Origin of the sequence: Methylobacterium sp. NPDC080182 (assembly GCF_050281105.1) — a bacterium.
In the GTDB taxonomy this organism is placed as follows: Bacteria; Pseudomonadota; Alphaproteobacteria; order Rhizobiales; family Beijerinckiaceae; genus Methylobacterium.
The window spans coordinates 16,000-40,289 of sequence record NZ_JBNNWO010000021.1 but is presented as its reverse complement, the minus strand read 5'-3'; the positions used below and the strand labels follow the sequence as shown (position 1 = coordinate 40,289).

The following is a 24,290-nucleotide window of genomic DNA, read 5'->3' as shown; positions in this document are numbered from 1 at the left end:
CCGCGCCTCCTACATCCGGAACAGGCCGAAGCGGGTCTCGGGAATCGGCGCGTTGAGGCTCGCCGAGAGACCGAGCGCCAGGACGCGGCGCGTGTCGGCCGGGTCGATCACCCCGTCGTCCCAGAGCCGGGCGCTGGAATAGTAGGGGTGGCCCTGCTCCTCGTACTGCGCCCGGATCGGCGCCTTGAACGCCGCCTCGTCCTCCGCCGACCACGTGCCGCCGCGGCCCTCGACACCGTCGCGCCGGACCGTGGCCAGGACAGAGGCGGCCTGCTCGCCGCCCATCACGCCGATCCTCGCGTTCGGCCACATCCAGAGGAAGCGCGGCCCGTAGGCTCGCCCGCACATGCCGTAATTGCCGGCCCCGAAGCTGCCGCCGATCAGGACGGTGAATTTCGGCACCGCCGCGGTCGCGACGGCGGTGACCATCTTGGCCCCGTCCTTGGCGATGCCGCCGGCCTCGTAGCGCCGGCCGACCATGAAGCCGGTGATGTTCTGGAGGAACACCAGGGGCACGCCGCGCTGGGCGCAGAGCTCGACGAAGTGGGCGCCCTTCAGGGCACTCTCCGAGAACAGGATGCCGTTGTTGGCGACGATCCCCACCGGGTAGCCCCAGATATGGGCGAAGCCGCAGACCAGGGTCTGGCCGTAGAGGCGCTTGAACTCGTCGAAGTCGCTGCCGTCCACCAGCCGGGCGATGACCTCGCGCACGTCGTAGGGCGTCCGGCGGTCGGCCGGCACCGCCGCGTAGATCTCCTCGGCGGCGTAGCGCGGCGGCTCGGGCTGCCGCGGCGCGAGCGCGGGGCGCTTCACCGCGTTCAGGTTGGCCACGATGCGGCGGGCGATGCCGAGGGCGTGCGCGTCGGTCTCTGCCATGTGGTCGGTCACGCCCGAGATCCGGGCGTGCACGTCGGCGCCCCCGAGTTCCTCGGCGCTGACCACCTCGCCGGTCGCGGCCTTCACCAGCGGCGGCCCGCCGAGGAAGATCGTGCCCTGGCCGCGGACGATGATCGACTCGTCGCACAGCGCCGGCACGTAGGCGCCGCCGGCGGTGCAGGAGCCCATCACCACGGCGATCTGGGCGATGCCCTGCGCCGACATCGTCGCCTGGTTGTAGAAGATGCGGCCGAAATGGTCCCGGCCCGGGAAGACCTCGTCCTGGCTGGGCAGATGCGCGCCGCCGCTGTCGACGAGGTAGAGGCAGGGCAGCCGGTTCTGCTGCGCGATCTCCTGCGCCCGGAGGTGCTTCTGCACCGTCATCGGGAAGTAGGTGCCGCCCTTCACGGTCGCGTCGTTGGCGACGATCACGCACTCGCGCCCCGCGACGCGGCCGATGCCGGTGACGATCCCGGCCGAGGGGACCTCGCCGCCGTAGAGGCCGTGCCCGGCGAGCTGGCCGATTTCCAGGAAGGGCGAGAACGGGTCGATCAGCGCCCGGATCCGGTCCCGGGGCAGGAGCTTGCCGCGGGCGCGATGGCGCTCCCGCGCGGCCTCCCCGCCGCCGAGGCGGACGCGGTCGGCGGTCGCGCGCAGGTCCGCCACCAGGGCGCGCATGGCCTCGGCATTGGCGCGGGCCTCGGGCGCGCGCGGATCCAGAGCGGATTCGATCACCGGCACGGCGCCCGCTCCCCGCTCAGGCCGTCTCGGCGAACAATTCGCGGCCGATCAGCATCCGCCGGATCTCGCTCGTGCCGGCGCCGATCTCGTAGAGCTTGGCGTCGCGCAGCAGCCGGCCGGTCGGATAGTCGTTGATGTAGCCGTTGCCGCCGAGCGCCTGGATCGCGTCGAGGGCCACCGCGGTCGCGCGCTCGGCCGCGAACAGGATCGCGCCCGCGGCGTCCCGGCGCGTCGCCCGCCCGCGGTCGCAGGCCCGCGCCACCGCGTAGACGTAGGCCCGGGCGGCGTTCGTCGCCGTGTACATGTCGGCGATCTTGCCCTGCATGAGCTGGAACTCGCCGATCGGCCGACCGAACTGCCGGCGCTCGTGGAGGTAGGGCAGGACCACGTCGAGGCAGGCACGCATGATGCCGAGCGGCCCGGCGGCCAGCACGGCGCGCTCGTAGTCGAGGCCCGACATCAGCACGCCGACGCCGCGCCCGACCGCGCCCAGGACGTTCTCCTCCGGTATCTCGCAGTCCTGGAACAGCAGCTCGCAGGTGTTCGAGCCGCGCATGCCGAGCTTGTCGAGCTTCTGCGCGGTGGAGAAGCCGGGAAAATCCTTCTCGACCAGGAACGCCGTGATCCCCCGCGGGCCGGCCTCGGGATCCGTCTTGGCGTAGACCACCAGGACGTCGGCGTCGGGACCGTTGGTGATCCACATCTTGGTGCCGTTCAGGACGTAGCGGTCGCCGCGCCTGTCGGCCCGCAGCCGCATGGAGACGACGTCGCTCCCGGAGCCCGGCTCGGACATCGCGAGCGCGCCGACATGCTCGCCCGCGATCAGCTTCGGCAGGTAGCGGCGCTTCTGCGCCTCGGTGCCGTTGCGGCGGATCTGGTTCACGCAGAGGTTGGAATGCGCGCCGTAGGACAGCCCGACCGAGGCCGAGGCCCGGCTGATCTCCTCCATGGCCACGGCGTGCTCGAGGTAGCCCATGCCGGCGCCGCCATAGGTCTCCTCGACGGTGACGCCCAGAACGCCGAGGGCGCCGAGCTTGCGCCAGAGGTCCGCGGGAAACGCGTTGCTGGCATCGATCGCCGCCGCGCGGGGGGCGATCTCGGCGCGCGCGAAGCGCTCCACCTCGGCGCGCAGGGCGTCGGCCGTCTCGCCCAGGCCGAAGTCGAAATCCTGCAGGCCGATGGGCATCGCGCGTCTCCTCGCCTGAGAATCGGGCACTCGCCTCTTTGAAACGAACGTACGTTCGTTAAGCGAGGCTGGCAAGGCGATTTACGAACGGTTGTTCGTTAGCCTATAGCGGGGATCGGCGTGAGCATTCCCCGGTGTCTGTTGCGCTCTGAACTGTCTTCGGAGTGTCTTCGTGGGTCGCACCGCCGGATCGAACGGGCCGCGCACGGCCGCCGCCATCCGCCGGGCCGGGCTTCGGCTCATCTATCGCCACGGCTACGAGGCGATGACCCTGCGCGCCCTGGCCGCCGAGGTCGGGATCCAGGCGGCCTCGCTCTACAACCACATCCGCAGCAAGCAGGATCTGCTGTTCGACATCGTCCGCGACCACATGGAGACGCTGCTGGCGCGGACCGACGCGGCGCTGGCGACGGCGACCGGCACCCCGACGGACCGTCTCCGCGCCTTCGTGGCGCACCACGTCACGTACCATCTCGAGAAGAGGCAGGAAGTCTTCATCGCGAATTTCGAGCTGCGCTCGCTCGACCCGCCGCATTACGCGGCGATCGTCGCCCTGCGCCGGGCCTACGAAGACCGATTGGTCGCGCTGCTCGAGCGGGGATCGGAGGCGGGGGAGCTGGACGTCCGGGATGCGCGGGTCGCCGGCTACGCGATCCTCGGGATGCTCACCAGCGCCTGCACGTGGTACCGGCCCGACGGCCGGATGACCAAGGCGGAGATCGTCGCCCTGCACACCGACATGGCGCTGCGGGGTTGCGTCAGGCGTCAGCCATAGACCCCGTCGCGCCGGGGAACGGCGGTCGCCTCAGATCAGGCCGCCCGGCGGTGCGGCGGTGAGGGTCCTGCCGGCCCGCGTGACGAGCTTGGCGAAGGCCAGCGCCGCCGCCGAGGCCTGGGCTTCCGAGGGGAAGGTGCGGTCCGATGTCAGGACCGGCATCTGCGTCGCATCGAGGAGGACCCAGGTCCACAGACGGGTGTCGGTCGCGCGGATCTCGAAATGCATGGCGAACTCGTCGGGCAATGGCACATGCCCGCACAATGCGCCGCGAAAAGGCCTGACGCGTTAAGAGCTTGGCCGGTGCAACAACCTGCGTCGGCGCGCACCGGCCTTGCCCCCGACATCCTCGCAGATCACAGGCGGGAACCTGCGCCGCCCAGGGCGGATCTCGCCACGATCGGCCCCGACTTGGCATGCCAGCTTGGCTTTATCCGGCCATTCGATGCTACCCTCGCGCGGTCGGCATGCCGTGCCGACGGCGTGAGCAGGAGCGACATGGTAGAGCGGTACCATTTCCGCCTGAGGGGGCCGGACGAGGTCATCGAGGACGAGGAGGGCGTGCTGGCAAACTCGATCGAGATCGCCGTGGCCGAGGCGACGCAGCTGATCGCCGAGATGCACGCACGGGGCGAGTTGCCCGATCCCGACGAGCGCTGGTGCGTGGAGATCCACACCGCCGACGGTGTCGTGCTTCGTTCCCTTCAGCTGTACTGAGCGCTGGGCGCGGGGCGCGGGAGCTTGCGCAGGATCAGGCGGATGTGTTCGCGGAGGGTGATCGCCTCAGGCGGCGGACCGGCACCCGGAGGCTCGACCGCTATCTCCGGACCACCCAGCACCGAGGCGTACATCGAGCTCTCCACGCTTTTCGCGACCAGTAACCTTCAGCCGTAGCAAACCGTTGCAAGCATCATAAGTCAGGTTTCGCCCTACAGGACGCGGCCGCTTCTACGTCGACAGGGGCACCCGGCTCGATGGGCGACTTCCGGATATGAAGTCTATCGCAGACGAGGCACATATTTCGGCGGCCGCGAGGCCGGCTGAGTCAGGTATTCGCCTGGACAGGTCGGCACGGCACTGGAGGCGCGTGCCGCATCGGTCGAGGACGAGGCTGCGGCGGCGCACGCTGATCTCGGCGACGGCGCCCGGAAGCCCGGCAAGCGCGGCGATGACTTGCCGGATCGGTGACCGAAGCGTCCGGCTGGGGTCGCGCAGGGTTGGCCTCGTGCGCCGCGTGCGCGGTCGGGAGGTCGACAGCGCCGCCGGCGAGCCGGATCTGTCGAAAGGGTCGCAGGCGTCGGAAAATCCCCGGCCACGCTGAAACAGGCGACCCGGCGATGCAGTTGCCGCTGCATGTCAGGACCTCGCCCCATCGCCGTCCTCGCCGAGGACGAAGAGTTCAGCCGCCTCGTCGCGGCCGACATGCTGACGGCGTTGGGGTTCGAGGTGCTGGAGGCGGAACACGCCCAGGGCGCGCTCCAGCATCTGGAGGCATGTGACGGGGCCGTCCTGCTCTACACCGACATCAACATGCCCGGCACGATGGACGGCCGCGCGCTCGCGCACGCCGTCCGGGCACGCTGGCCGGAGACCCGGATCATCGTCTGCTCGGGCTGCGATCCGCGCGAGGCGACCGCGCTGCCCGAGGAGGCCCATTTCATCGCCAAGCCCTGCGGGGAGAAACTGGTGCGCAAGGCGCTCAAGGCCCTGCACCTGCACTAGGGCCGCTCCCGACCGGGTCGGGCAAGGGGGCGTGTCGCGGCTGGCTCGCCCGGCGGCACCTGTCCTCCAGCCGTCGCAGCACGGTCGAGAACGGCCCGTGCTGCGCTGTCTGAGCGGCCTCAGCTCGCGAGGAAGGCGGCCAGCCCGGCCAATCCCGAGAGGGAAGCGCGGCTTTCCTCCAGGCACCGCGCGTTCAGGTCCGTGGCCAAACCGTCGAGCTTGGCCTGGAGCAGGCCGATGCTGGCCGGGGACAGGTTGCCGGGGAGCAGGACGATCACGTCGCCTTCGTCGAGGTGTATCGTCTCGCGGATCGCAGCATCAGCCATCGGAGCCTCCACCGGGAATACTGATCTCTCGGCCTTTCGGTAAGCTCTCACGGGCCGAGGCCGCCGACCGTGCTCCGGCACACGCCCTCGAACACTGACTCGCGTCCGTGGCAATCCGGGGAGATCCGCGCCGGCGTCCCGCGGGCAGGACCGTCCGGCTACGCCCGAGCGCGCCGCGCCAGCGCTCGCCCGACCTCGAAGAGCGCCAGATCCGACACCTGTTGCAGCCGCTGGTGGCCCATCGCGACGATCGCCGCGCGCGCCTGCAGGAGGTGATCGACCGCGAGGACCATCGGGTCGTCCGCCGGCAGATCGCTTGCCGCGCTCGGAAGGAAGGGGCCGCGGTGGCTGTCCGTGGTGTCGATGATGATGCCGCGACCGCGCATCCGTCCAGCCAGATCGGGCGTGAGACTGCCACGGTCGAGAACCCATCGAACCTCGCCGCCGTCCGTGAGGACGCGGTACTCGGCCGAGACGGGGCCGCCGGTCTGGCGCACCCGGGCGATGCGCGCGAAGACCCAGTCGCGATCGTCCGGATGGGTGCATCGAAGGGCGATCTCGATGGGCAGCGGGCGCCCGGCCAGGGTCGCATCCCCGGCGAGCAGCGCCGCCGTCCCCTCGTCGAGGAGGGATTGTCCCGCCGACACGTCCGCTGTCCAGGCGCCGACATAGCCGGCCGCGCGCAATGCAAGATCAGCCGTAGTCTGCAACAGCCTGGCCTCCTCCGGCGCAAATCGGTTCGCACAAACCCGATCTCTGGTAGCGATATACCAAAATCGATATTCGGTACCAGTATCATACCGCCCGTGCCGGAAATTTAGCAACTTCTAGTATCGGTGTGACCCGCAGATATACAACTCTCTGCAGCAGATCGTGTCGGCCAGGATCGGCGCGACGCGCGGCAAGAACTCCTCGGCGCCGCCGCAACAATGTGTCAGTGCTCCCGGCGACCCGACAACGCCGTCATCGATCGAAGCGCGCCGCGGCCCCCCGCTCTGCTATGTTCGTGGCACAGGTTATCGCGGGCCGCCTTCACCCCGTCGACGGGACGCGGGTCCGCTGCGGGCGCGTCGGGCGCATCCGATCGGATCGGCCTGTTCCGGGGGCGCGCCCAAGGGCCTCCTTGTGGCAACGCCCGAACTTCGACAAACCCGGACGGAGCTATCGAGGACGGGCGCCCATGATCATCCGCCACACCCGCAGGCTGCAGCGATCGGGCGAGGCGGTCGCGAGCCGCGATGGTCGGCTCGTCGCGCCTGCCCCGACGGAGCCCGACTGGGATGTCCTGGGTCTGATCGATCTCGGCAGGCGCGCCACGGTGGTCGCGCTCCTGGGTCCGAACGACGCGCGCGCGTTCCGATTCCTGAACCCGGACGGCACACCGCTGGCGTTCTGCGCTGCGGACTTCCTCGCCGCGCCGTGGGACGGCGCCGGCCCGCTCGACTGGCAGGCCGAGGCGCTCCACACCGACGACGGCGACGCGTCGAACACGCGGGCCATGATCGAGGATCTCCACCTCCTGATCGAAGCCCTCGCGCGCGCGGCTGCCGCGAGCCCGGAGCACGCTGTCCGGGTCGTCACGGGCGGCGGTTCCGATCCGCGGGCGCAGGCGATGCACGCGGCGCTGGCACGCCTCAACGCCGCACCGGCGGGGGCTCCGCCCCACCTGCCCGAACTGGTGACGAAGGCGATCGTCGCGCGCGGCGGCCAGGAGACGGCCCATCCGGACGGCGGCGATCTGCGCTTCTCGATCTACCTGCCCATGCCGGGCTTCCGCTTTGTCGGCTACGCGGCGGACCGGAACGAGACGCTGTGCACGCTGATCGGCAAGAACTCGCGCCTCGCATCGGCCCTGCTGGACGTTCGCGCCAACACGGCCTACGCCCGGCCGAACCTGGGAAGCGTCGGGTTCGACGCCGCGACCCTGGTGCAGGTCCGGTTGTGGCGGCAGTACCTCCTGCCGGCGCTGATCGACGGCGCGGCGCGGTCGACGCGCGTCGGGGTGGTCTTCGAGCACGCGCACATCAGTCACGCCATCTGGAACGAGCTGGGCGCGGTCGACGACGTGCTGTCGCTCGGTCGCGCGCCGGCGGTGTTCCTGTTCGCGAGCTGCAACGAGCCGATCTCTCCGGTCGACGCCGTCTTCCCGGAGCTCGCCGGGCACGTGTATCGCGGGATCGAAGGCCCGCTGCCCCTGCTGCAGGCTGCCGTCGCCGGCGTGGCGACCTTCCTGCCCTTCCGGTCCTACCGCGTGAGCCAGCGACTGGCGGATCGTCTCGCGGCCCTGGCGCGGAGCGCGGAACCCGCGCTCGATGCCCGCCTGACGGACGCGGCGCGCCGGGCCACGATCGTCCTGATCGGGCTGCGTCTGGAGAACCGCCAGTGGGTCCGGCAGCTCGACGGCTACGTGGCGCTGATCCGACGCCTCGGCCGGAGGCGCGGCGAGAGGTTCCTCGTCATCGTCGACGGGCACAACACGCTCGCGGGCGCGGAGGGCGGCTACGTCGAGAGCTACTGCGAGAGCCTCGTGCCCGCGGAAGGGACCGTGCCGTCCATCGTCCGGAAGGAGCTCGACCTGATCGGGGCGCTCCGCGCACGGGTCGCCGATGTCTCCAACGTGGAGTTGATGCCGCTCGTGCCCTGCTCGATGGGGGCGAGCCTCGTGGCCGCGCTCCACACCCACCTGTTCGTGACGCATTTCGGGGCCGGACTCGCCAAGTATAAGTGGGTCGCCAACGCGCCCGGATGCGTCATATCGAGCCGATCCGTGCTCAGCGGGAAGGACGATCTGCGCATCTACGACACCGAGATCTTTCGCGAGAACGTGTCGGCCTGTCACTACTTTCCCGCCGAGCGGGTGACGGACCTCGACACCTCGACCAACGCCCTGCATGTCCCCGGCAGCCGGGAGCGCGAGGATTTCGATCTCGACCTCGAAGAGTTCGCCGGCTTCGTCGAGCAGAACCTGCCGAAGCGGCGCGCCGCGCGCCCGCACTGGCTGAGACGGCTCACCCTCTTCAGGACCCGCGCCGCCACCGACGCGGCCAGGCTCTGAGCGCCGGGAGCATCACGGATGAGCGATCGGATCCTGATCACCGGCGGCGGCGGCTTCATCGGCTCGCACCTCAGCGAGCGCCTGCTGGAGCAGGGCCACGAGGTGCTCTGCGTCGACAATTTCTTCACGGGCCGGAAGAGCAATATCGCCCACCTGTTCGACAATCCGCGCTTCGAGCTCATACGGCACGACGTCACGCACCCGCTCTTCGTCGAGGTGGATCGGATCTACAATCTCGCCTGCCCGGCATCCCCGATCCAATACCAGTTCGACCCGGTCCAGACGACCAAGACCAGCGTCATGGGGGCGATCAACATGCTGGGGCTGGCGAAGCGGCTCCGCGTGCCGATCCTCCAGGCCTCGACCTCGGAGGTTTACGGGGATCCGCTCGTGCACCCGCAGCCCGAGGGCTACTGGGGGAACGTCAATCCCCTCGGCCCGCGCTCCTGCTACGACGAGGGCAAGCGCTGCGCCGAGACCCTGTTCTTCGACTATCACCGGCAGCACCGCGTCCCGATCAAGGTGGTGCGGATCTTCAACACCTACGGCCCGCGCATGCATCCCAGCGACGGCCGGGTCGTCTCCAACTTCGTCGTCCAGGCCCTGCGCGGCGCGCCGATCACGATCTTCGGCGAAGGGCATCAAACCCGCTCGTTCTGCTACGTCGACGACCTGGTCCTGGGGGTGCAGGCGATGATGGCCACCGACGCGGAGATCACCGGCCCCGTCAATCTGGGAAACTCGGACGAGTTCACCATCCGGCAGCTCGCCGAACTCGTCGTCGACTTGTCGGGCTCGCGCTCGAAGCTCGTGCACGCCCCGCTGCCGGTGGACGACCCGCGCCAGAGGCGGCCCGACATCGCCCTGGCCGCGCAACTCCTCGACTGGCGCCCGACCGTGCCGTTGCGGGACGGGCTCATGAGAACCATCGCGTATTTCGAGACGCTGCTGGCCTCGGAGCCGATCGGGCCGCGCTGATCCGGCGCGCGTGTCTCGGCGGCATCGGTCCTGACCGACCGCCGGCCGCTCCGGGCGAGCGGCCGTGCGCGCTCGGGGCGTCCGCGGCGGCCGACCCGGGCCTGGCCCCTATCGCGGTCCGGCAGCCTCTGCGGCGGGGCCGGCCTCCGCCGCGTAGGCGTTGATGATGCCCATCAGCAGGCCGGGAAAGCGCGCCTCCACCTCGGCCCAGCGGGAATGGTTGCGCACCTCGACGCCGTGACGCTCGCTGCGGATCAACCCGGCCTCGCGCAGGACCTTGAAGTGGTTGGACAACGAGGATTTCGGGATGACGCGGTCCCCGAGCGCCGACACGGCCGAGCAGGCCTCGACGCATCCCGCCCGCATGATCCTGGCGAAGATGGCCGCGCGGCTCGGGTCGGCGAGGGCGTGCAGGATGGCCTCGGGTCGCACGTCCTCGATGGCGGGGTGAAACAGCGGTCTCATCTTTCGTCCATATGGGGTCTTGAACGACGCTCCGTTAGTTCCGAAGTTCCGAACTATGGGACTCAGGCCGCCATCCCGCGGCCGGCCCATGTCGGAGATAGGACACATGTCGAAGCTTGCGGGCAAGGTCGCCGTCGTGACCGGGGCATCGAAGGGCATCGGTGCGGGGATCGCCAAGGCGCTGGCGCGGGACGGCGCCGCCGTGGTGGTGAACTACGCGTCCAGCAGGGTAGGGGCCGACGCCGTCGTGGCCGCGATCACGTCCGCCGGCGGCAGGGCCGTCGCGGCCCAGGGCGACGTGTCCCGAGCGTCCGAGGCGCAGGATGTGATCGAGGCCGCGATCCGCGCGTTCGGGCGGCTCGACGTGCTGGTCAACAATTCCGGCGTCTACGAGTTCGCGGCGATCGAGGAGGTCACCGAGGAACACTACCGCCGCCAGTTCGACGTCAACGTGCTCGGCGTCCTGCTGGCGACGCGGGCGGCCGCGAAGCATCTCGGCGAGGGCGGGAGCATCGTGAACGTCTCCTCGGCGATCACGCACGTCCACACGCCGGCGGCCGCGGTCTACGCGGGGACCAAGGGGGCGGTGAACGCCATTTCGGGGGTGCTCGCCAACGAGCTGGCGCCGCGCAAGATCCGCGTGAACGTCGTCAGCCCAGGCTACGTGGTCACCGAGGGCACGCACGCGGCCGGGATCTCCGGCTCGGAGATGGAGGCCGGGATGGTCGCGCAGACGCCCCTCGGCCGGGCCGGTGAGCCGGACGACATCGCCACCGTCGTGGCCTTCCTCGCCTCGGACGACGCGCGCTGGCTCACCGGCGAGAACATCACGGCCAGCGGCGGCATCCGCTGATCCACGATGCTGCCCCTGCGCGCGTGTCGGTGCCCGACCGCGTGCCGGGGCAGCGTCGCGGAGACAACGACGCGACGACGACGGCGTCTTCGTCCACGGGGGCGGCTAGGGTGGAGCGCCGCGCCGTCCATGTCGGTCGCGGTGCCTGCCGCGGGCAGAAGGGGAGGGGAGGGATGATCCGATCGAGATGGGGACTGGCCGTGCTCGCGGCGGCGCTCGTGACAGCGCTCGCGGCGGCATCGACCGCCAGAGCCGAGCCCGCCAACCAAGTGCTGGGGACGTGGCGTATGGTGTCCGCGCGGCTCGATCCGGAGGGGCGCAACGCGCCGGCCTACGGCGCGCGCCCGAGCGGGCTGCTGGTGTTCACGCGCGACATGCACTTCGTCGAGGTGCTCACGGACGCCGACATTCCCCGGTTCGCCTCGAGCGCGCGCGGTCAGGGGACCGCGGAGGAGAACCGGGCGGCCATGGCCGGCAGCATCGGGTTCTTCGGCACCTACACGGTGGACGCAGACGGCGCGTTCAGCGGCAACCGCGTCGAGGGCTCGACCTTCCCGAACTGGGTCGGCGACGTGCGCACGACCGAGCAGCTTCGCCTGACCGTCGAGGGGGACCGGCTGAGCGAGAGCTTCCGGCGCCCGGACGGCACGCGGATCGCCATCACGTGGGAGCGCGTCCGCTGAGCCGGAGCCGTGCGCGCGACCCGGGGCTTCGGCCCTGGAGGGCCGCGCAGGAGGGCCGCGCAGGTGGGCCGCCCCGAGACCGGGGGCGGGGCGGCCATCGGCGGACCGACGCGACGGAGCCCGCGTCCGGCGGTCCGCCGCGGAGGTTCACGCGTTGGCGCCGCCGTCGACCGTGAGGGTGGTGCCGGTGATCTGGCGCGCGGCCGGGCTCGCCAGGAAGGCCACCGCGGCCGCGATATCGTCCGGCGTCCCGTAATGGCCGAGGGCGGTCATCGCCCGCTGCATGTCCGCCTGCGCCCCGTCGGACGGGTTCATGTCGGTGTCGGTCGATCCCGGCTGCACGAGGTTCACCGTGACGGCGCGCGGCCCGAGTTCGCGCGCCAGACCCCGCGTGAACGAGAGCAGGGCGGATTTCGACATGGAGTAGACCGTCACCCCGGGGAACGGGACCCGCTCCCCGAGACAGGAGCCGATGGAGATGATCCGGCCGCCCTCCTTCAGGTGCGGGATGGCCGCCTGCGACGCCAGCACGACGGAGCGGACGTTGACGTCCAGGATGGCGTCGATGTCGGCGAGGCTCATCTCCGCGACGGGGCCGCCGCGGGCGATGCCGGCGTTGTTGACGAGGATGTCGAGCCCGCCGAGGCTCTCGGCCGCCTCGTCGACCGAGCGCTTCACCGCCGCGGCGTCGGCGCTGTCGGCCTGGATGGCGCGCCCGCGGCGGCCCTTCGCCTCGATGGCGCGGACGATCTCGGCCGCCCGCTCGGCGGACCGCTCGTACGTGATGGCGACGTCCGCGCCCCGGTCCGCGAGCGCCAGGGCGATGGCCGCACCGATGCCGCGTGATGCGCCCGTCACCAGGGCGCGCTTGCCTGCCAGCTCACTCACGTCCGCCTCTTTCTGTAATGAACGACACAGAAATGGCTAGATGCGTTGCCGGCCCGGGTCAAGCGGTTTATATAACGATCGATGCAAAAATCCGCTTCGATCCAGGCAGGGGACCGGGCCGCGCCCGCCCGCGGTCGCGGCCGGCCCCGCGCCTTCGACCGGGAGGCGGCGCTCGATCAGGCGATGCAGCTGTTCTGGCGCCGCGGCTTCGCCGCGACATCCATCTCGGATCTCACCGCGGCCATGGGGATCGGGTCGCCGAGCCTCTACGCGGCGTTCGGCTCGAAGGAGGCGCTCTACGCCGAGGCGCTGCGCCACTACGGCGACCGGTACGGCGGGATGGTCTGGGCCAACTTCGACGCTGCCGCATCGGCGCGCGAGGCCGTCGAGGCGCTCCTGATGGATTCGGCCGCCGCGCTCACCGGCGCCTGCGGCCGCATCGAGCCGCTCGGCTGCATGGTGACGCTCTCGGCTGCCGGCAGCGAGGGACAGGCGGAGCTCGGCGCGTTGCTGCGCGCGGCCCGCGCCGAGGGACGCCGACGGGTCGCGGAGCGGCTCGCGCGCGCGGTCGCGGCGGGCGAGATCGGCGCCGCCGTCGACGTCGCCGCACTCACCCGCTTCGTGCTCACGGTGCAGAACGGCATGTCGCTCCAGGCCCGCGACGGCGCGACCCGGGAGGAGCTCGAGGCCGTCGCCCGGCTGACGATGGCGGGGTGGGACGCGCGCGTCGGAGGTGAGGGCGACCGTCCGCTCCGATGACGTGTGTGGATGCTGGGCTTGCCTCGAGAAAGATACTGCTGGCGAATTCCTACGCGGCCGTTGGCCGAGCCATGAGGCGTGCGAATGCAGAGCGTCGGGTTCGACCAGCGGGCGTGTCGCCAATCCAGGCGGCAAGGCGGCCGAGATTGATCGCCTTCGCGGTCAGCAGGTGCTGCAAATGCGTCCTGGCCAGACCGAGATAGCGGCTGCGACGCAGGCCCATCGTCCGTACGCCGCGTGAGAGCGTGCCTTCGATGCCAGCGCGCCGTCGCCGGTCAACTGCGAAGGCCGACGAGGTCTCTCGCGGCTGTGCCGCGACGAGCGCATCGTGTTCCTCACGCGAGCGCGGGGTCAGTAGACGGCGCTGCGAGCGGGTGCAGCGAGGCTTCACGCTGCAGGCTCGGCAGTGCTGTGCCGCGAACCGAATTCGTATGACCGTGCGACCGAGATTGTGATTGGGATGCCAACTCCGGCTGTCATGTCCCGCCGGGCAGGTCGCGATCTTCCGATCCCAGTCGGGGTGGAAGGCTTCGATGGTGAAGGCGCCCTCGGTACGCGCTTGCCACTGGTTGTCCTTCGATACCGGTCCGGTCTGGACGACGTCGTGATCACGCGCGGCGGCCACGAGACCGTCGGCGTCGACGAGACGGCGTGCCGGCAGCAAGTCCTTCGTCGCCAGCGCCGCGTGCAACAGGTCGAGCATCCCCGGTCCACGATCGGGGCCGCTGTCGTCGCGACTTGGACGATCAGCGGCGACTGGGCGTCGTCGCAGGTCTCGGTCAGGTGGACGGTGTCACCGATCCACGTGGTCGCGCGCTTCTTGGCGTAGTGCACGTGCGGATCGTAGGGCGAGGCGACCATCGTCAGGGCCGCTGGGATGCCCTCGGCCTCCGTCCGCCAGCGGATCCGCCCGTCTACCTCCGAGCCTCCGGTCGGTGGTTCGGCGACTTGGAAGTTCTGCAGCCAGACGCGGCGAAGGACCACCATGGCGGGGACGTTGCGCAGCCAGCCCGGTGTAGCCTTGGTGTCGACGGCTGCAAGCAGCCGGTGCCCGTCGTCACCGATCGCCTTCGCGCAGGCGCGGCGCGCCGTCTCGCCCTGCGGGATATGGAAGTCGTTGATGGAGCAGCCGTAGCGCTCGATCCAGTTCGGATCCGTATGGGCCCGTAGCCAGTCCGGCGCGACGACAGCCAGGGCGTTCAGGGCGGCCTGCAAGGTCTCGATGGCGCAGCCGAGGCGGTTGAGGCTGCGGACCGCACCGAGGACGTGGGTCGCGTCTGTGTGCTGGCGGCCACGCTTGGCCAAGAGGCCGCGCTCGCGGCAGAGTGACCTGACCGGCTGGCTTTGGACCGGGCTGATTGAGAGGATCAGTTGGGACCGAGGGAGTTGGACGTGCGGCGAGGTCAGAAGACGAGTGCGGAGCAGGTGGTGCTGAAGCTGCGCCAGATCGAGGTGCAGACGACCCAGGGCAAGAGCTTGGCGTTGGCGTGCAAGGAGGCGGAGATCTCCGAGCAGAGCTATTACCGCTGGCGCAAGGAGTACGGCGGTCTCCAAGTCGATCAGGCCAGGAAGATGAAGAGCCTGGAGCGCGAGAACGCACGGCTGCGGCGGCTGGTAGCCGATCTATCCTTGGAGGATCAGGTGCTGGCGGACGTCGCCTCTGGAAACTTATAGCCCCCGAGCGACGCCGGCTGGCGGTGGACGGGATCCGGGAGAAGTACGGTCTCTTCCGAACGTCACGCCTGCCGGATCGTCGGTCAGCACCGCGGCACGCAACGCTACGTGCCGACCTTGTTGGCGGACGAGGATGAGCTGACTCGCGCCATCATCGCCCTGGCGTCCGAGTACGGGCGCTATGGCTATCGCCGCGTCACCGCGCGGCGGCAGGGTGGCAGGTGGGCAAGGACCGGGTTCATCCTTCGAGAACCTCAGGATGAGGGCATCTGGCGTCGCGAGGGGCTGAAGGTCCCGCAGAAGCATCGGCCGCGCAGCCGGCTTTGGCTGAACGACGGCTCGGGCAAACGGCTGCGCCCGCTCCGCCGCAACCACGTCTGGAGCTTCGACTTCGTGCAGGCCCAGACGCACGACGGCCGAACCTTGCGCATCCTGACGCTGATCGACGAGCACAGCCGGGCGTGCCTCGCGCTGAAGGTGGCGCGGCGGATCAACAGCCTCGGTGTGATCGAGGCACTGGCCGACGCCATGTGCTTGCACGGCATCCCGGAGCACATCCGCTGCGACAATGGCCCTGAGATGATCTCGAAGGCGCTGCGCAAATGGGTCGCCAAAGCTGGCTCGCAGATCCAGTACATCGCACCGGGATCGCCGTGGGAGAACGGGTACTGTGAGAGCTTCAACGGCAAGCTGCGCGACGAGTGCCTACGCCAAGAGATCTTCTATTCGCTGAAGGAAGCGCAGATCGTGATTGGTCTGTGGCAATCCACCTACAACCGCGTCCGACCGCACTCGTCGCTTGGCTATCGGCCACCTGCGCCTGTCAGCTGCCCAGATCTGCCCTTCCGGCTACCCATGACCGCTACCATGCAGTAGCCTCCTACTCGGCCCGGGCCAAAATACCGGCCAGGTCAGTGGCTATGCGCGGCGTCGTCCGCAACAATCGCATCCGAATTTTGGAACTGCAGGGGCAGATCGCCGCCCATCGATGCGAGTACGCTGACCTATAACAGGATCCACCCTGAGGGGCCGGCATTCCCAGTGACGCCACTCCGAGATTGCGGAGTGGCATCCTCTCCGACGGTTCAGACGGCCGCAGATCGCTATTCGGCCGCCTCCACCTCCGCGTCGTCACCGTCTAGGATCGTCTCTAGGTCGCCCACCAGGGCGTCGAGCTGGTCGGCTGTCGCCTTGAGCTTCAGCTTAGTGCCATCCTGGGCCTCGATCGCGATCTCGATGTGATCGCCGACCTTCGCAGCCAGCGCCTGCTTCACCGTGTAGGTCGTCACGTCAGCCTTGTCCGCCATGCTGTCTCCTGGGTTGGCTCCCGACCAACCCTGAGCGGCACCGTATCGGTACTGCGGCAGAAGCCCGCGTCTTCGCCTTCCTGCGGACCTTAGCTACGTGCTCGCGTGCTAGCCCAGCATGCTTTTCCTCTACGGTCTCACCATCCTCGCCGGCGTCGCGAACGCGATCCAGCCCGGGCTAAACGCGACCCTATCCAAGTCGCTCGGCCTCCCTGTCACGGCGGGGCTGATTACCCTGCTTGTGAGTACGGTCGCGCTGCTGCTGGGAGGCCTCGCCATCGGCAAGCTTGAGGTACCGACCGGACAGCAACTGACTCAGGTGCCCTGGTGGGCGTGGCTCGGCGGCCTGTTCAGCGTGCTGCTGATCCTTGCGCAGCTCTACGCCTCGCCGGCCATCGGCGCCGCCTCGTTCCTGGGCATCATCGTGACCGTGGGCGTCGCCGCCTCCCTCGTCCTCGACAACTACGGCTGGGTCGGCTTTCCTGTGCATCCGGCAAGCCTCTGGCGAATACTCGGAGCTGTCCTGATGGTCGCCGGCGTGGCGTTGGTCGCCCTGTTCTGACCGCACATGCCGCTCAAGCTAGGGCGAACAAATGACTGCATCGGTTGTACCTCTGCCGTTGAAGGGATCCGCGCTCCAAAGCCTCGACGCCACAGCCGCGGAGATGCTGGCTGGCGGCGGAGCGACAACCCTCACGGCCGCGAGGATCAGTCTGCTGCTGGGAAGCATCCAGGCGAAGCGGTCTGAGCTAGTGGCAGTGATCGACGACCTTCAATCACGCCCGTCCAGCGGGAACGCACAGATCGACCGGATCAACGCTGACCTGTGTGTCGACGCGATCCACGGGCTGGGCCACATCGATCAGATGCTCCGGCTTCTCGAAGTCATGCAGCCCGATACCGCAATTAAGGACCCGCCGGGCTGAACCAGCACAGCTCACCAGCGGCCGCGGGGTCAAAATCGAGCTGCGTGGATCAAGCACTTTAATCGATTGTTAACCATGACCCATAAGAATTGGTTAGGAGGTGAAATATCGGCAGGCAATCATGCTGGATACGATTTTTTGGTCGGCTGTAATCATCGCGATCTCGTGCGGAATTTTTATTATCTGCCTCGAACTCTACGAGGAATGGGCCCAGGAAATTCAAGCCATCGATGAAATAGCCGGTCAAGACTGCGCTTGATGGCGAAGCGAGGTTTTCAGCCTCGCCTTCGCATCCGAGGGCGCTGAATAGCGCCAGTAGCTAGCCGATGCCCCGGGATGTGTCGCGGCGCACAAAACCTGGCGAACGATTGGCAGAGTATGCCGTTGAGAGGTCACAGCCGGCCAAGCACAGCCGCCGCAATCAAGACCGCCGAACCGACGATCTTCCTCACGCGACCCGACTGACCGGATGGCTTCCCCGTGAAGTCAAACGAACCCGCATGGAGATTGTCATGAAGCTGCATCTGCTCGCCGCTGCCGCCCTGGTTGCTGTTGCTACGCCCGCCCTGGCCCAGGGCATCGACAGCAAGCACAGCCCCTATCCGGCTTCAGCGTACTCGGGCTACGCCAGCAATGCCTCGGTGGTCCTGCCGGAGATCTCGGTGACCCACTTCCGGCCTGCCCTGGCCTATCGCTACTCGGGTCAGCATGCCGGTGGCCCCGCCGACGCCCTCGCTCGCTAACGGTGTAGGACGGCCGGCACAGCCTCAATAGCTGCCCGGCCTGTGAACTGCAGGTGTGCTTCACGATCTCGCCGTGTTCGGCGCGCCTCTTGGGCCCACCGGCGGTGGTGGACCGCTGATTTCTCTCCGTCAGAGGGCGCACCGCATGCTGAACACCATCCTGGCGCTTCTCGCTGTCCTCGCCGTTATGGCCGCCCATGCTCTCTACAAGCTAGTGCGGCTGCCCTTCCGGCTCCTGCGTGGCCTATTCCAGTACAGCTCCAAGCCTGCCCGGATGACGGCTCACTGATCGGATCTGGGCATCATCTAGTCAGGCTGCGTTGCGTATCGGCCTACGCTGGTGAGATCGGACGCTCCCCCGCCCCGTGAGCAGATCGGGGCGGGGCCGAGCGGCCGGTCCACGGCACGTTTGGATCCGCGTGGCGGTTTGTCCCAGCCGCTCCAACGCCGGGATACCGGGACTGGGCCGTCTGGTTCGCGGGATGGCACCACAGCGACGTTTGGCGCCTCGGTGTCCTCTCTCACGACCCGGAGTCGTCTCATGATGCACCGTCGCGAAGTCCTCACCACGATGCTGGGCGCCACAGCGGCCCTGGCGATCACCCGCACCGCTGTCGCCCAGGTCACACCGGCCGGTGCGATCCCGTCGAGCGTCTATCTTCAGATGGCGACCACCGGCGGCATGTTCCTTGAGAACACCGCCCGCGACGCCCACGAGAAGACCACGAGCCCGATGGTCAAGAAATTCTCCCGGGCCGAGGTGATTGAGCAGGTCAATCTCTCCCGCAAACTCGGCCCCTACACCGGTGGCGCTCCAATAGCAGCTGTGCCGGCTGGATCCGGCGGCTTGATTGGCGGCCTCGTTGCTGCGCCGGTGGCCGTTGCCGGGGCTGCAGTTGGCACGGCTGCTGGCGTGGCGGGCGGCGCGCTCGGTATTGCACCGCCGCCCAGCGGCATGACGACGGACGCTCAGAAGGCGCAGATCCTGTCCCAGTTGACCGCGATGCCGCCGGGACCGCAGTACGATGCCACTTTCGTGGCCAACTCGCTGCAGGGTCACCAGGAGGCGCTTGCTATCCATGGCTCGTACGCCCAGTCCGGCGAGGATCCTGGCCTGCGCCGTATCGCCCGGGGCGCGCTGCCGCTGATCAACCTGCACATCTCGCAGCTGTCGCGGATGCAGGGCCGGACAGCTGGCTAACAGGGCGGGTCATCGCGGGAAGTGATTGGCTCTTGCGAAGACGGGGGCAGGAACGGCGGCTGAGACCCTCGGTTTCTTCCCATAAAGGGAGGAACCGATGGACGATACAGACCCCACAAAACCCGGCGACGAAGCACCCCCGGGAACGCCTGGAACCGGCGAGAACCTCTGCCCGGCCTGCAGCGGCACGGGCAAGCTCAATGGCGAGCGCTGTCCGGAATGCAAGGGCACCGGCAAGGTCACGACCGGCATCGGAGGCGGCTGATCGGCAGGCGCGGGTTCGGGCTGCTGCCGGCCGATCCGGCCGGTATTCATCGAGTAGACCTTGCCCCCGCGCGAGACCGTGCGCGACTGGCCTATCTGCGTATCGGGCGCAGATGCTCAGCCCGGCAACGGGCTCACTGTTCTTTGGCAACAATGAGCCCGCTGACGAGACACCAAGCTGTTCCCCACCGCACACCACTCGGTGGGGTTACCCGGGTCCGTGGGCCTTACTTGGCGAGATCCTCGGCCATCTTCTGATGGTGCTCAACGATCGGCAGCGTCTTCTCTGCAAACGCCTTCAGGTCCGCGTTATCACCGCTCTTGGCATAGCGCTTGTACAAGTCGACCGTGTCCTTGTGGCCAGAAATTTGATCGGAGCGATACTGCTTCTCGAAATCGTCGCCGTTCAGACCCTTGAGTTTATCAAGCATGCTCTGGTGCTTGCTGTCGAGAGATCCCGGAATATCTGCCTTCACCTTGCCACTTTGAACCATGGCTTTAATGGCGTCACTCGAGGTCGTATGGTCAGCGATCATCTTGTTAGCAAATTCGTTTGCCTTGGCATCTTTCTTTTCTTGAGCAAGCTTGCTCGACTGAATTTCAAACATATCGCTGATGGCAGCCTGGGTGACAAAGTCCTGCGTATTCGGACTGGCGCCGACTAACGAGTTTAGGCCAGTTTTCTCGGACACACTTTCGGCGAGCGCTGGGCCGGTGAAAGTTAGGCACACAGCTACAATGGCGAGCTTCTTCATGACGGTTCCTCCTGATTTGTTTCAGGAAACCGCGCAGCGCCGATGCCGTTCCGCACGGGGCATCCGGTGCTCTGCCCGTAGCCGTTGGTCCTTGGCCTACGTTTCGATCCCCAAGGCTTAGCCTAGTTGTAGTAGGCGACGACAGCGCACACACCTGCTACAGCAAAGCTTCCCCCTGCTGATGTGCCGGAGGCGTTCGCGACACCGCACGGCATGCAGCTGGTAAGCACGCGACGACAGGCGCAACCGGGCCAGTTCCCCGGGGATCGCCCGTGATGCCTAGGCCGGGCAGTCGCGCGAGGGTCGGCGCGGCGAGGGAACTGGACAACGCAAGCGCCGGCTCACGGCCCATTATTGCAGGCGTGATGTACCGGTGTTGGCCCTGATCCAGTTGGGCGCCAAGATGTCGCCGCTCTCCGTGATGATCCAGGGCTTCGCGTCCTCCGCGTCGATCGCCTCGGCTGCAGCGGCCAGCGCCGCGCGCAGTGTCGAGAAGCTGCGAGCGTCGGCGACGTGAGCCGGCGCATGGCCGGGCCACACGGTGAGTTCAGCGGGCTTGTCGAGGTCGGCCAGGGTCATCGGTTCGCTGGGGTTCACGACGGGCGGGGCTTATGCCGCGGGGCTGTGGCTGCTGGCACCCGGTCGCACGCTCGCGGCCGGGGGGATGGCTATGCGTGGGCTCGCATTGCCAGGAGGATCAGGCGGTCCTCGGCCCTGGCCGGGGAACACGCACCTCGACCATCTGTCCGGTGAGCGGATTGAGGATCAGCATGGCAGCGTGTCTCCGGTGGCGGTGCCGGTAGAACGTCGTCACATCGCGGTAGGATCGAGGCGATCCGAGCAATTGCGCCGAGTTGGTGAACCGTTCGTTTACTCTAGTGCCGCGGCGGTCAGGGACGGGTGGCACCTCTCCACGCGCAGCATCAGCCGAGCAGGTCGCCGGGACAAAAGGACAATCCGGCTGTAGCATAGCCTAACTCGGTCACATGACGCGTCACGACGGTCATGGTGCCAAGCAGATCTATCGTGATCAACAGACAATCCGATCGCTTAGATATTGCTGTGATTGGGGCTGGCCTTGCCGGGAGTTGCCTTGCCGGGGCTCTAGCTCGCCGAGGGATCCAAGTCGCCCTGATTGACACTCAGGCCGGACACGTCAGCGAGCGTCGCGACTTCCGCGCAGAGAAATTTGGGGCCCGCCAGATGGCGTTGTTCGAGGGCCTCGGCTTCGGCCCCACGCTGGTAGCGCACACTACCGCTACTAAGGAGGTCGCGGTAATTCGATACGGTCGTCTCGCCTATCGAGAAGTCGCCTGCGAGTGGGGCGCGCCCTACCCTGTGCTGGTCCGCGCCGTCCGGGACGCGCTGCCCGAGGGGCTACTTAGGCCTGTTCGGGTCGCGGATCTCGACCTTGGTCCGGAACGCCAAGTGCTGTCCCTGAGCGATGGGCGCCAGATTGAGGCACGTCTCGTGGTGCTCGCCACCGGGCTGGGGCAGGCTCTGCATGCCAAGGCTGGCCTCAGCCGGCGCGTTCTCAGCCCGCGACACTCGCTCGCGGTCGGCTTCGACATGGCGGCGCCACGAGACAGCTTTCCCTTCCCGGCGCTCACCTACTTCTCCGAGCGGTTCGGTGGCCGCGATGCCTACCTGACTCTATTCCCGCTCGGCCACGTCATGCGGGCCAACCTGTTCTGCTACCGCGATCCCGGCGACACCTGGGTCGCTGATCTGCGGCGGGATCCGGCGGCCACCCTGCGAGCGACGATGCCGCGCCTGCCCGCCGCCTGCCCTGACCTCGCGGTCGCTGGGCCCCTAGAGATCCGGCCTATCGACCTCGTTCGGACCGAGGAAGTAGAGCGCGACGGGTTGGTGGTGATCGGCGACGCCTTCCAGACTGCTTGCCCGATCCCCGGGACCGGGGTCGGCAAGCTCCTCACCGATGTCGACCGGCTCGCCAACGTCCATGTGCCCGCTTGGCTCGCTACGCCGGGCATGGGCCGGGACAAGATCGCGGCTTTCTACGGCGATCTGGTCAAGAAGGCCTGCGACGCGGAGAGCCTGCGCCTCAGCCGCTACGCCCGCAGCCTTGCCGTCGAGAGCGGTGCGGTCTGGCGGGCTCGGCGTCTGCGCAACCGCGTCGCCCGTACTGCAGCCTATGCCGCGCGGGATGGATGGAAGGCTGTAGCGTCCGTGGCTCACGCCTTGATGCTGGCTGGTAGTTGAAGACCCGGTTCGCTCCTCCCATCACACGTAGGGTCCACCGAATAGGTCTCCGAGCGCCTTCCGCCGAAACAGCGTGCGCCAACGCCTGCGCTTAAGCTCCGGCCGGTCGTGGATCATGTGACATCGCTGGCAGAAGGCCGCGAGGTTGGCGTCTGCGTTGTTCGAGGTGTCGTGGTCCCGATGGGCGGCGGCTAGCACAACCCGAGTCCGACGTGCCTGCCTGAGGATATCGGCTTCTACCGAGATCCGGATCCGACGCCCCCAACCATCACGCCATTGGCTGGCGTCCGCGTCCCACCAGCGCCCATCGCCGAGGTGGTAGACCAACCGCCCGTGCGGACGCCCGCAACCTTCGCAGCAGCCTTTCGCCCGCCCGAACCGGATCACGGCCGAGAGCTGCGCCCAATTAATGGGACAGAAGAAGCGGTGCTCGGGCCGGATCGGCATGACGGGGCTGAAAACCCAGTGGGGGGCCTACTCTGCAGCGAACCGCCTACCCCATCCTGTAGCCGTTCGGCCACAGCTTCCAGGCGACGTGGCGGCGGACTGCAACCAAAACGCTTCTGAGATGTTCTGGCGACCGGCTGAGTGTCAGGTGATGTATTGTGCCGATATCGGGCGCATTCATATTCGATTTACTAAGCCGTCCTACCTCGTCACCGAATGGTGTGTCCGTAAAACTACAGCTATTTTCATCACGGACCGGTAGCCATACACCCAGATCGAAATTTGGACTTTCCGTTATGACCAAGCTCCTGGCCTCGCTGGCCGCCTTCACGGCCCTCACCGCCGCCGCCTCGGCCGCCGACCTTCCGCGCCGCGCCGCGCCGCCGCCGGTGTTCACCCCCGTCCCGGTCTTCACCTGGACCGGCGCCTACTTCGGTATCAACGCCGGCTACGCCTTCGACGCCAGCGACCGTAAGACCGGCAACACCTTCATCGTCCCGGGTGGTGCGGGTGGCTACACCGTCAGCGGAGCCCCGGTCGCGGTGACCTTCCGCAACCGCAGCCAGGACGGTTTCTCCGGCGGTGGCCAGATCGGCTACAACTACCAGTTCACGCCCGGCTCGGGTGTCGTGATCGGCTTCGAGGCCGACGCTCAGTACCTCGACTTCGGCCGTAACCGGAACAACGCCTTCGTCGCCGGCGGCGTCGCCCCCGGCTACTACGTCACCGACCCGCGCGGCCTCTCCAGCCTCGACTTCTTCGGCACCGTGCGCGGCCGCCTCGGCTACGCCTTCGACCGCACCCTCGTGTACGGCACCGGCGGCTTCGCCTACGGCTCGGGCAGCGCTGACCGCTCCTTCGGTGGTTTCCGCGGCAACGACAGCTTCCGCACCGGCTGGGCCGCCGGCGGCGGCATCGAGTACGCCCTGCCCACCGACTCGTTCCTGAACTTCTTCCGCTCCAGCGCCGTGACGCTGAAGGTGGAAGGTCTGTACGTGAACCTCGACCGCGGCACCCGTAACCAGGGCGCGTTCGTGATCAACAGCGCGACCAACACCCCGGTCGTCTACAGCGGTGTCGGTCGTCGCGACGACCAGTTCGCCGTCGTCCGCGCCGGCCTGAACTACAAGTTCGGCTCCTACTGAGATCCGATCGCGCTGCTCCCGGCGGCTGTGCCGGGAGATGCGGCGGCGGGCGAGGGGTAGTTGGTCCTCCTCATCGCCTTCTGCCGCCGAAGAGCAGCCGATCGGCTGACCTTCGCATCCCCAGCCCGATCAAACTGGCCGCGAGGTCGGCAGCACCCTGGGAGCGCAAGCTCCTGGGGTGTTTCTTCGTTCTGCAAGAGCCGTCCGAGCGGATCCGATCCCCTGTCCATGGCTCGACATGACGTCCTCGCAACTCGCCAGACCGTTATGGCGAGTTGGATCCGTAACGCCCTGAGCG

At 68.2% G+C, this 24,290-nt stretch carries 29 protein-coding genes and 1 pseudogene; 18 read left to right on the top strand and 12 right to left on the bottom strand.

Annotated features, from left to right (window positions below):
* Positions 1-9 precede the first annotated feature (9 nt).
* Together ACQKQD_RS28590 and ACQKQD_RS28585 are read right to left on the bottom strand one after the other, a co-directional pair.
* On the bottom strand, positions 10-1,554 hold the full coding sequence (locus tag ACQKQD_RS28590) for a carboxyl transferase domain-containing protein (RefSeq protein WP_427510261.1): 1,545 nt from the start codon (positions 1,552-1,554) through the stop codon (positions 10-12).
* 79 nt (positions 1,555-1,633) lie between these two features.
* The gene (locus ACQKQD_RS28585) at positions 1,634-2,803 is read right to left on the bottom strand and encodes an isovaleryl-CoA dehydrogenase (protein WP_427510238.1); all 1,170 of its coding nucleotides are present in this window, start codon (positions 2,801-2,803) and stop codon (positions 1,634-1,636) included.
* Between the two features lie 172 nt (positions 2,804-2,975).
* Here ACQKQD_RS28585 and ACQKQD_RS28580 point away from each other — a divergent pair, with 172 nt between their 5' ends.
* The gene (locus ACQKQD_RS28580) at positions 2,976-3,578 is read left to right on the top strand and encodes a TetR/AcrR family transcriptional regulator (protein ID WP_056530428.1); all 603 of its coding nucleotides are present in this window, start codon (positions 2,976-2,978) and stop codon (positions 3,576-3,578) included.
* A gap of 30 nt (positions 3,579-3,608) precedes the next feature.
* On the opposite strand, the gene ACQKQD_RS28575 is transcribed toward ACQKQD_RS28580, so the two are convergent.
* Positions 3,609-3,806, bottom strand: a complete 198-nt coding sequence (locus ACQKQD_RS28575; RefSeq protein ID WP_056530425.1) for a hypothetical protein — start codon at positions 3,804-3,806, stop codon at positions 3,609-3,611.
* Between the two features lie 270 nt (positions 3,807-4,076).
* On the opposite strand from ACQKQD_RS28575, the gene ACQKQD_RS28570 reads away from it, so the two are divergent.
* Both ACQKQD_RS28570 and ACQKQD_RS28565 read left to right on the top strand, forming a co-directional pair.
* Positions 4,077-4,295: a DUF6894 family protein gene (locus ACQKQD_RS28570; RefSeq protein WP_427510237.1), complete on the top strand. Its 219-nt coding sequence runs from the start codon at positions 4,077-4,079 to the stop codon at positions 4,293-4,295.
* Positions 4,296-4,931: 636 nt separating this feature from the next.
* On the top strand, positions 4,932-5,300 hold the full coding sequence (locus ACQKQD_RS28565; protein WP_020094826.1) for a response regulator: 369 nt from the start codon (positions 4,932-4,934) through the stop codon (positions 5,298-5,300).
* A gap of 119 nt (positions 5,301-5,419) precedes the next feature.
* Here the strand turns inward: ACQKQD_RS28565 and ACQKQD_RS28560 are convergent, their stop codons facing one another.
* Positions 5,420-5,626 (bottom strand): hypothetical protein, encoded by a 207-nt coding sequence (locus tag ACQKQD_RS28560; protein ID WP_427510236.1) that lies wholly within the window; start codon positions 5,624-5,626, stop codon positions 5,420-5,422.
* A gap of 158 nt (positions 5,627-5,784) precedes the next feature.
* A complete protein-coding gene (locus tag ACQKQD_RS28555; RefSeq protein WP_427510235.1) occupies positions 5,785-6,450 on the bottom strand; it encodes a PAS domain-containing protein in 666 nt (221 codons plus the stop codon).
* 356 nt (positions 6,451-6,806) lie between these two features.
* Between ACQKQD_RS28555 and ACQKQD_RS28550 the strand changes: the two genes are divergently transcribed.
* Positions 6,807-8,681, top strand: coding sequence for a hypothetical protein (locus ACQKQD_RS28550; protein WP_427510234.1), 1,875 nt, complete (start codon positions 6,807-6,809; stop codon positions 8,679-8,681).
* An 18-nt stretch (positions 8,682-8,699) separates the two neighbouring features.
* On the top strand, positions 8,700-9,659 hold the full coding sequence (locus tag ACQKQD_RS28545) for a UDP-glucuronic acid decarboxylase family protein (RefSeq protein ID WP_427510233.1): 960 nt from the start codon (positions 8,700-8,702) through the stop codon (positions 9,657-9,659).
* Positions 9,660-9,767: 108 nt separating this feature from the next.
* Here the strand turns inward: ACQKQD_RS28545 and ACQKQD_RS28540 are convergent, their stop codons facing one another.
* Complete coding sequence (locus ACQKQD_RS28540; protein ID WP_020094821.1) at positions 9,768-10,124, bottom strand: ArsR/SmtB family transcription factor; 357 nt, start codon at positions 10,122-10,124, stop codon at positions 9,768-9,770.
* A gap of 106 nt (positions 10,125-10,230) precedes the next feature.
* Here ACQKQD_RS28540 and ACQKQD_RS28535 point away from each other — a divergent pair, with 106 nt between their 5' ends.
* Together ACQKQD_RS28535 and ACQKQD_RS28530 are read left to right on the top strand one after the other, a co-directional pair.
* Positions 10,231-10,977 carry a glucose 1-dehydrogenase gene (locus ACQKQD_RS28535; RefSeq protein WP_427510232.1) on the top strand — a complete coding sequence of 249 codons (747 nt, stop codon included), beginning with the start codon at positions 10,231-10,233 and terminating at the stop codon, positions 10,975-10,977.
* Between the two features lie 173 nt (positions 10,978-11,150).
* Positions 11,151-11,660: a lipocalin-like domain-containing protein gene (locus ACQKQD_RS28530; RefSeq protein WP_042675022.1), complete on the top strand. Its 510-nt coding sequence runs from the start codon at positions 11,151-11,153 to the stop codon at positions 11,658-11,660.
* A 147-nt stretch (positions 11,661-11,807) separates the two neighbouring features.
* Here the strand turns inward: ACQKQD_RS28530 and ACQKQD_RS28525 are convergent, their stop codons facing one another.
* The gene (locus ACQKQD_RS28525) at positions 11,808-12,548 is read right to left on the bottom strand and encodes a glucose 1-dehydrogenase (protein ID WP_020094818.1); all 741 of its coding nucleotides are present in this window, start codon (positions 12,546-12,548) and stop codon (positions 11,808-11,810) included.
* An 81-nt stretch (positions 12,549-12,629) separates the two neighbouring features.
* On the opposite strand from ACQKQD_RS28525, the gene ACQKQD_RS28520 reads away from it, so the two are divergent.
* Positions 12,630-13,307 (top strand): TetR/AcrR family transcriptional regulator, encoded by a 678-nt coding sequence (locus ACQKQD_RS28520; protein WP_427510231.1) that lies wholly within the window; start codon positions 12,630-12,632, stop codon positions 13,305-13,307.
* Positions 13,308-13,356: 49 nt separating this feature from the next.
* On the opposite strand, the gene ACQKQD_RS28515 is transcribed toward ACQKQD_RS28520, so the two are convergent.
* Positions 13,357-14,010, bottom strand: a complete 654-nt coding sequence (locus ACQKQD_RS28515) for a transposase (protein ID WP_427510230.1) — start codon at positions 14,008-14,010, stop codon at positions 13,357-13,359.
* Between the two features lie 689 nt (positions 14,011-14,699).
* Between ACQKQD_RS28515 and ACQKQD_RS28510 the strand changes: the two are divergent.
* A pseudogene (locus tag ACQKQD_RS28510) lies at positions 14,700-15,857 on the top strand (IS3 family transposase).
* Positions 15,858-16,084: 227 nt separating this feature from the next.
* On the opposite strand, the gene ACQKQD_RS28505 reads toward ACQKQD_RS28510, so the two are convergent.
* A complete protein-coding gene (locus ACQKQD_RS28505) occupies positions 16,085-16,288 on the bottom strand; it encodes a hypothetical protein (protein ID WP_091681600.1) in 204 nt (67 codons plus the stop codon).
* Between the two features lie 118 nt (positions 16,289-16,406).
* On the opposite strand from ACQKQD_RS28505, the gene ACQKQD_RS28500 reads away from it, so the two are divergent.
* The 7 genes from ACQKQD_RS28500 to ACQKQD_RS28470 all read left to right on the top strand — a co-directional run bounded on the left by ACQKQD_RS28500 (position 16,407) and on the right by ACQKQD_RS28470 (position 19,423).
* Positions 16,407-16,850, top strand: coding sequence for a DMT family transporter (locus ACQKQD_RS28500; protein ID WP_427510229.1), 444 nt, complete (start codon positions 16,407-16,409; stop codon positions 16,848-16,850).
* Positions 16,851-16,881: 31 nt separating this feature from the next.
* Positions 16,882-17,214 (top strand): hypothetical protein, encoded by a 333-nt coding sequence (locus ACQKQD_RS28495; RefSeq protein WP_427510228.1) that lies wholly within the window; start codon positions 16,882-16,884, stop codon positions 17,212-17,214.
* 121 nt (positions 17,215-17,335) lie between these two features.
* Positions 17,336-17,473, top strand: coding sequence for a hypothetical protein (locus ACQKQD_RS28490; RefSeq protein WP_427510227.1), 138 nt, complete (start codon positions 17,336-17,338; stop codon positions 17,471-17,473).
* Positions 17,474-17,726: 253 nt separating this feature from the next.
* Complete coding sequence (locus ACQKQD_RS28485) at positions 17,727-17,957, top strand: hypothetical protein (protein WP_427510226.1); 231 nt, start codon at positions 17,727-17,729, stop codon at positions 17,955-17,957.
* Between the two features lie 145 nt (positions 17,958-18,102).
* Positions 18,103-18,246: a hypothetical protein gene (locus ACQKQD_RS28480; RefSeq protein ID WP_427510225.1), complete on the top strand. Its 144-nt coding sequence runs from the start codon at positions 18,103-18,105 to the stop codon at positions 18,244-18,246.
* A gap of 255 nt (positions 18,247-18,501) precedes the next feature.
* Positions 18,502-19,158: a DUF4142 domain-containing protein gene (locus ACQKQD_RS28475; RefSeq protein ID WP_427510260.1), complete on the top strand. Its 657-nt coding sequence runs from the start codon at positions 18,502-18,504 to the stop codon at positions 19,156-19,158.
* 97 nt (positions 19,159-19,255) lie between these two features.
* Positions 19,256-19,423, top strand: coding sequence for a hypothetical protein (locus ACQKQD_RS28470; protein WP_170855197.1), 168 nt, complete (start codon positions 19,256-19,258; stop codon positions 19,421-19,423).
* Between the two features lie 226 nt (positions 19,424-19,649).
* Here ACQKQD_RS28470 and ACQKQD_RS28465 read toward each other — a convergent pair whose 3' ends face one another.
* The gene (locus ACQKQD_RS28465; RefSeq protein ID WP_427510224.1) at positions 19,650-20,177 is read right to left on the bottom strand and encodes a DUF4142 domain-containing protein; all 528 of its coding nucleotides are present in this window, start codon (positions 20,175-20,177) and stop codon (positions 19,650-19,652) included.
* Between the two features lie 351 nt (positions 20,178-20,528).
* Complete coding sequence (locus tag ACQKQD_RS28460) at positions 20,529-20,756, bottom strand: hypothetical protein (RefSeq protein WP_063111357.1); 228 nt, start codon at positions 20,754-20,756, stop codon at positions 20,529-20,531.
* 426 nt (positions 20,757-21,182) lie between these two features.
* Between ACQKQD_RS28460 and ACQKQD_RS28455 the strand changes: the two genes are divergently transcribed.
* Positions 21,183-22,400 carry an FAD-dependent oxidoreductase gene (locus tag ACQKQD_RS28455; RefSeq protein ID WP_427510223.1) on the top strand — a complete coding sequence of 406 codons (1,218 nt, stop codon included), beginning with the start codon at positions 21,183-21,185 and terminating at the stop codon, positions 22,398-22,400.
* A gap of 21 nt (positions 22,401-22,421) precedes the next feature.
* On the opposite strand, the gene ACQKQD_RS28450 is transcribed toward ACQKQD_RS28455, so the two are convergent.
* On the bottom strand, positions 22,422-22,847 hold the full coding sequence (locus tag ACQKQD_RS28450; protein WP_427510222.1) for a hypothetical protein: 426 nt from the start codon (positions 22,845-22,847) through the stop codon (positions 22,422-22,424).
* Between the two features lie 296 nt (positions 22,848-23,143).
* On the opposite strand from ACQKQD_RS28450, the gene ACQKQD_RS28445 reads away from it, so the two are divergent.
* Positions 23,144-23,992: an outer membrane protein gene (locus ACQKQD_RS28445; RefSeq protein ID WP_427510221.1), complete on the top strand. Its 849-nt coding sequence runs from the start codon at positions 23,144-23,146 to the stop codon at positions 23,990-23,992.
* Positions 23,993-24,290: the final 298 nt, after the last annotated feature.

Excerpts from the sequence above, each read along its gene's own strand:
- ACQKQD_RS28590 (WP_427510261.1), bottom strand. The coding sequence starts at position 1,554 with ATGCGCGCCCTGGTGGCGGACCTGCGCGCGACCGCCGACCGCGTCCGC.
- ACQKQD_RS28585 (WP_427510238.1), bottom strand. The coding sequence starts at position 2,803 with ATGCCCATCGGCCTGCAGGATTTCGACTTCGGCCTGGGCGAGACGGCC.
- ACQKQD_RS28575 (WP_056530425.1), bottom strand. The coding sequence starts at position 3,806 with ATGCATTTCGAGATCCGCGCGACCGACACCCGTCTGTGGACCTGGGTC.
- ACQKQD_RS28570 (WP_427510237.1), top strand. The coding sequence starts at position 4,077 with ATGGTAGAGCGGTACCATTTCCGCCTGAGGGGGCCGGACGAGGTCATC.
- ACQKQD_RS28565 (WP_020094826.1), top strand. The coding sequence starts at position 4,932 with ATGTCAGGACCTCGCCCCATCGCCGTCCTCGCCGAGGACGAAGAGTTC.
- ACQKQD_RS28560 (WP_427510236.1), bottom strand. The coding sequence starts at position 5,626 with ATGGCTGATGCTGCGATCCGCGAGACGATACACCTCGACGAAGGCGAC.
- ACQKQD_RS28550 (WP_427510234.1), top strand. The coding sequence starts at position 6,807 with ATGATCATCCGCCACACCCGCAGGCTGCAGCGATCGGGCGAGGCGGTC.
- ACQKQD_RS28545 (WP_427510233.1), top strand. The coding sequence starts at position 8,700 with ATGAGCGATCGGATCCTGATCACCGGCGGCGGCGGCTTCATCGGCTCG.
- ACQKQD_RS28540 (WP_020094821.1), bottom strand. The coding sequence starts at position 10,124 with ATGAGACCGCTGTTTCACCCCGCCATCGAGGACGTGCGACCCGAGGCC.
- ACQKQD_RS28535 (WP_427510232.1), top strand. The coding sequence starts at position 10,231 with ATGTCGAAGCTTGCGGGCAAGGTCGCCGTCGTGACCGGGGCATCGAAG.
- ACQKQD_RS28530 (WP_042675022.1), top strand. The coding sequence starts at position 11,151 with ATGATCCGATCGAGATGGGGACTGGCCGTGCTCGCGGCGGCGCTCGTG.
- ACQKQD_RS28520 (WP_427510231.1), top strand. The coding sequence starts at position 12,630 with ATGCAAAAATCCGCTTCGATCCAGGCAGGGGACCGGGCCGCGCCCGCC.
- ACQKQD_RS28515 (WP_427510230.1), bottom strand. The coding sequence starts at position 14,010 with ATGCTCGACCTGTTGCACGCGGCGCTGGCGACGAAGGACTTGCTGCCG.
- ACQKQD_RS28505 (WP_091681600.1), bottom strand. The coding sequence starts at position 16,288 with ATGGCGGACAAGGCTGACGTGACGACCTACACGGTGAAGCAGGCGCTG.
- ACQKQD_RS28500 (WP_427510229.1), top strand. The coding sequence starts at position 16,407 with ATGCTTTTCCTCTACGGTCTCACCATCCTCGCCGGCGTCGCGAACGCG.
- ACQKQD_RS28495 (WP_427510228.1), top strand. The coding sequence starts at position 16,882 with ATGACTGCATCGGTTGTACCTCTGCCGTTGAAGGGATCCGCGCTCCAA.
- ACQKQD_RS28490 (WP_427510227.1), top strand. The coding sequence starts at position 17,336 with ATGCTGGATACGATTTTTTGGTCGGCTGTAATCATCGCGATCTCGTGC.
- ACQKQD_RS28485 (WP_427510226.1), top strand. The coding sequence starts at position 17,727 with ATGAAGCTGCATCTGCTCGCCGCTGCCGCCCTGGTTGCTGTTGCTACG.
- ACQKQD_RS28480 (WP_427510225.1), top strand. The coding sequence starts at position 18,103 with ATGCTGAACACCATCCTGGCGCTTCTCGCTGTCCTCGCCGTTATGGCC.
- ACQKQD_RS28475 (WP_427510260.1), top strand. The coding sequence starts at position 18,502 with ATGCACCGTCGCGAAGTCCTCACCACGATGCTGGGCGCCACAGCGGCC.
- ACQKQD_RS28470 (WP_170855197.1), top strand. The coding sequence starts at position 19,256 with ATGGACGATACAGACCCCACAAAACCCGGCGACGAAGCACCCCCGGGA.
- ACQKQD_RS28465 (WP_427510224.1), bottom strand. The coding sequence starts at position 20,177 with ATGAAGAAGCTCGCCATTGTAGCTGTGTGCCTAACTTTCACCGGCCCA.
- ACQKQD_RS28460 (WP_063111357.1), bottom strand. The coding sequence starts at position 20,756 with ATGACCCTGGCCGACCTCGACAAGCCCGCTGAACTCACCGTGTGGCCC.
- ACQKQD_RS28455 (WP_427510223.1), top strand. The coding sequence starts at position 21,183 with ATGGTGCCAAGCAGATCTATCGTGATCAACAGACAATCCGATCGCTTA.
- ACQKQD_RS28450 (WP_427510222.1), bottom strand. The coding sequence starts at position 22,847 with ATGCCGATCCGGCCCGAGCACCGCTTCTTCTGTCCCATTAATTGGGCG.
- ACQKQD_RS28445 (WP_427510221.1), top strand. The coding sequence starts at position 23,144 with ATGACCAAGCTCCTGGCCTCGCTGGCCGCCTTCACGGCCCTCACCGCC.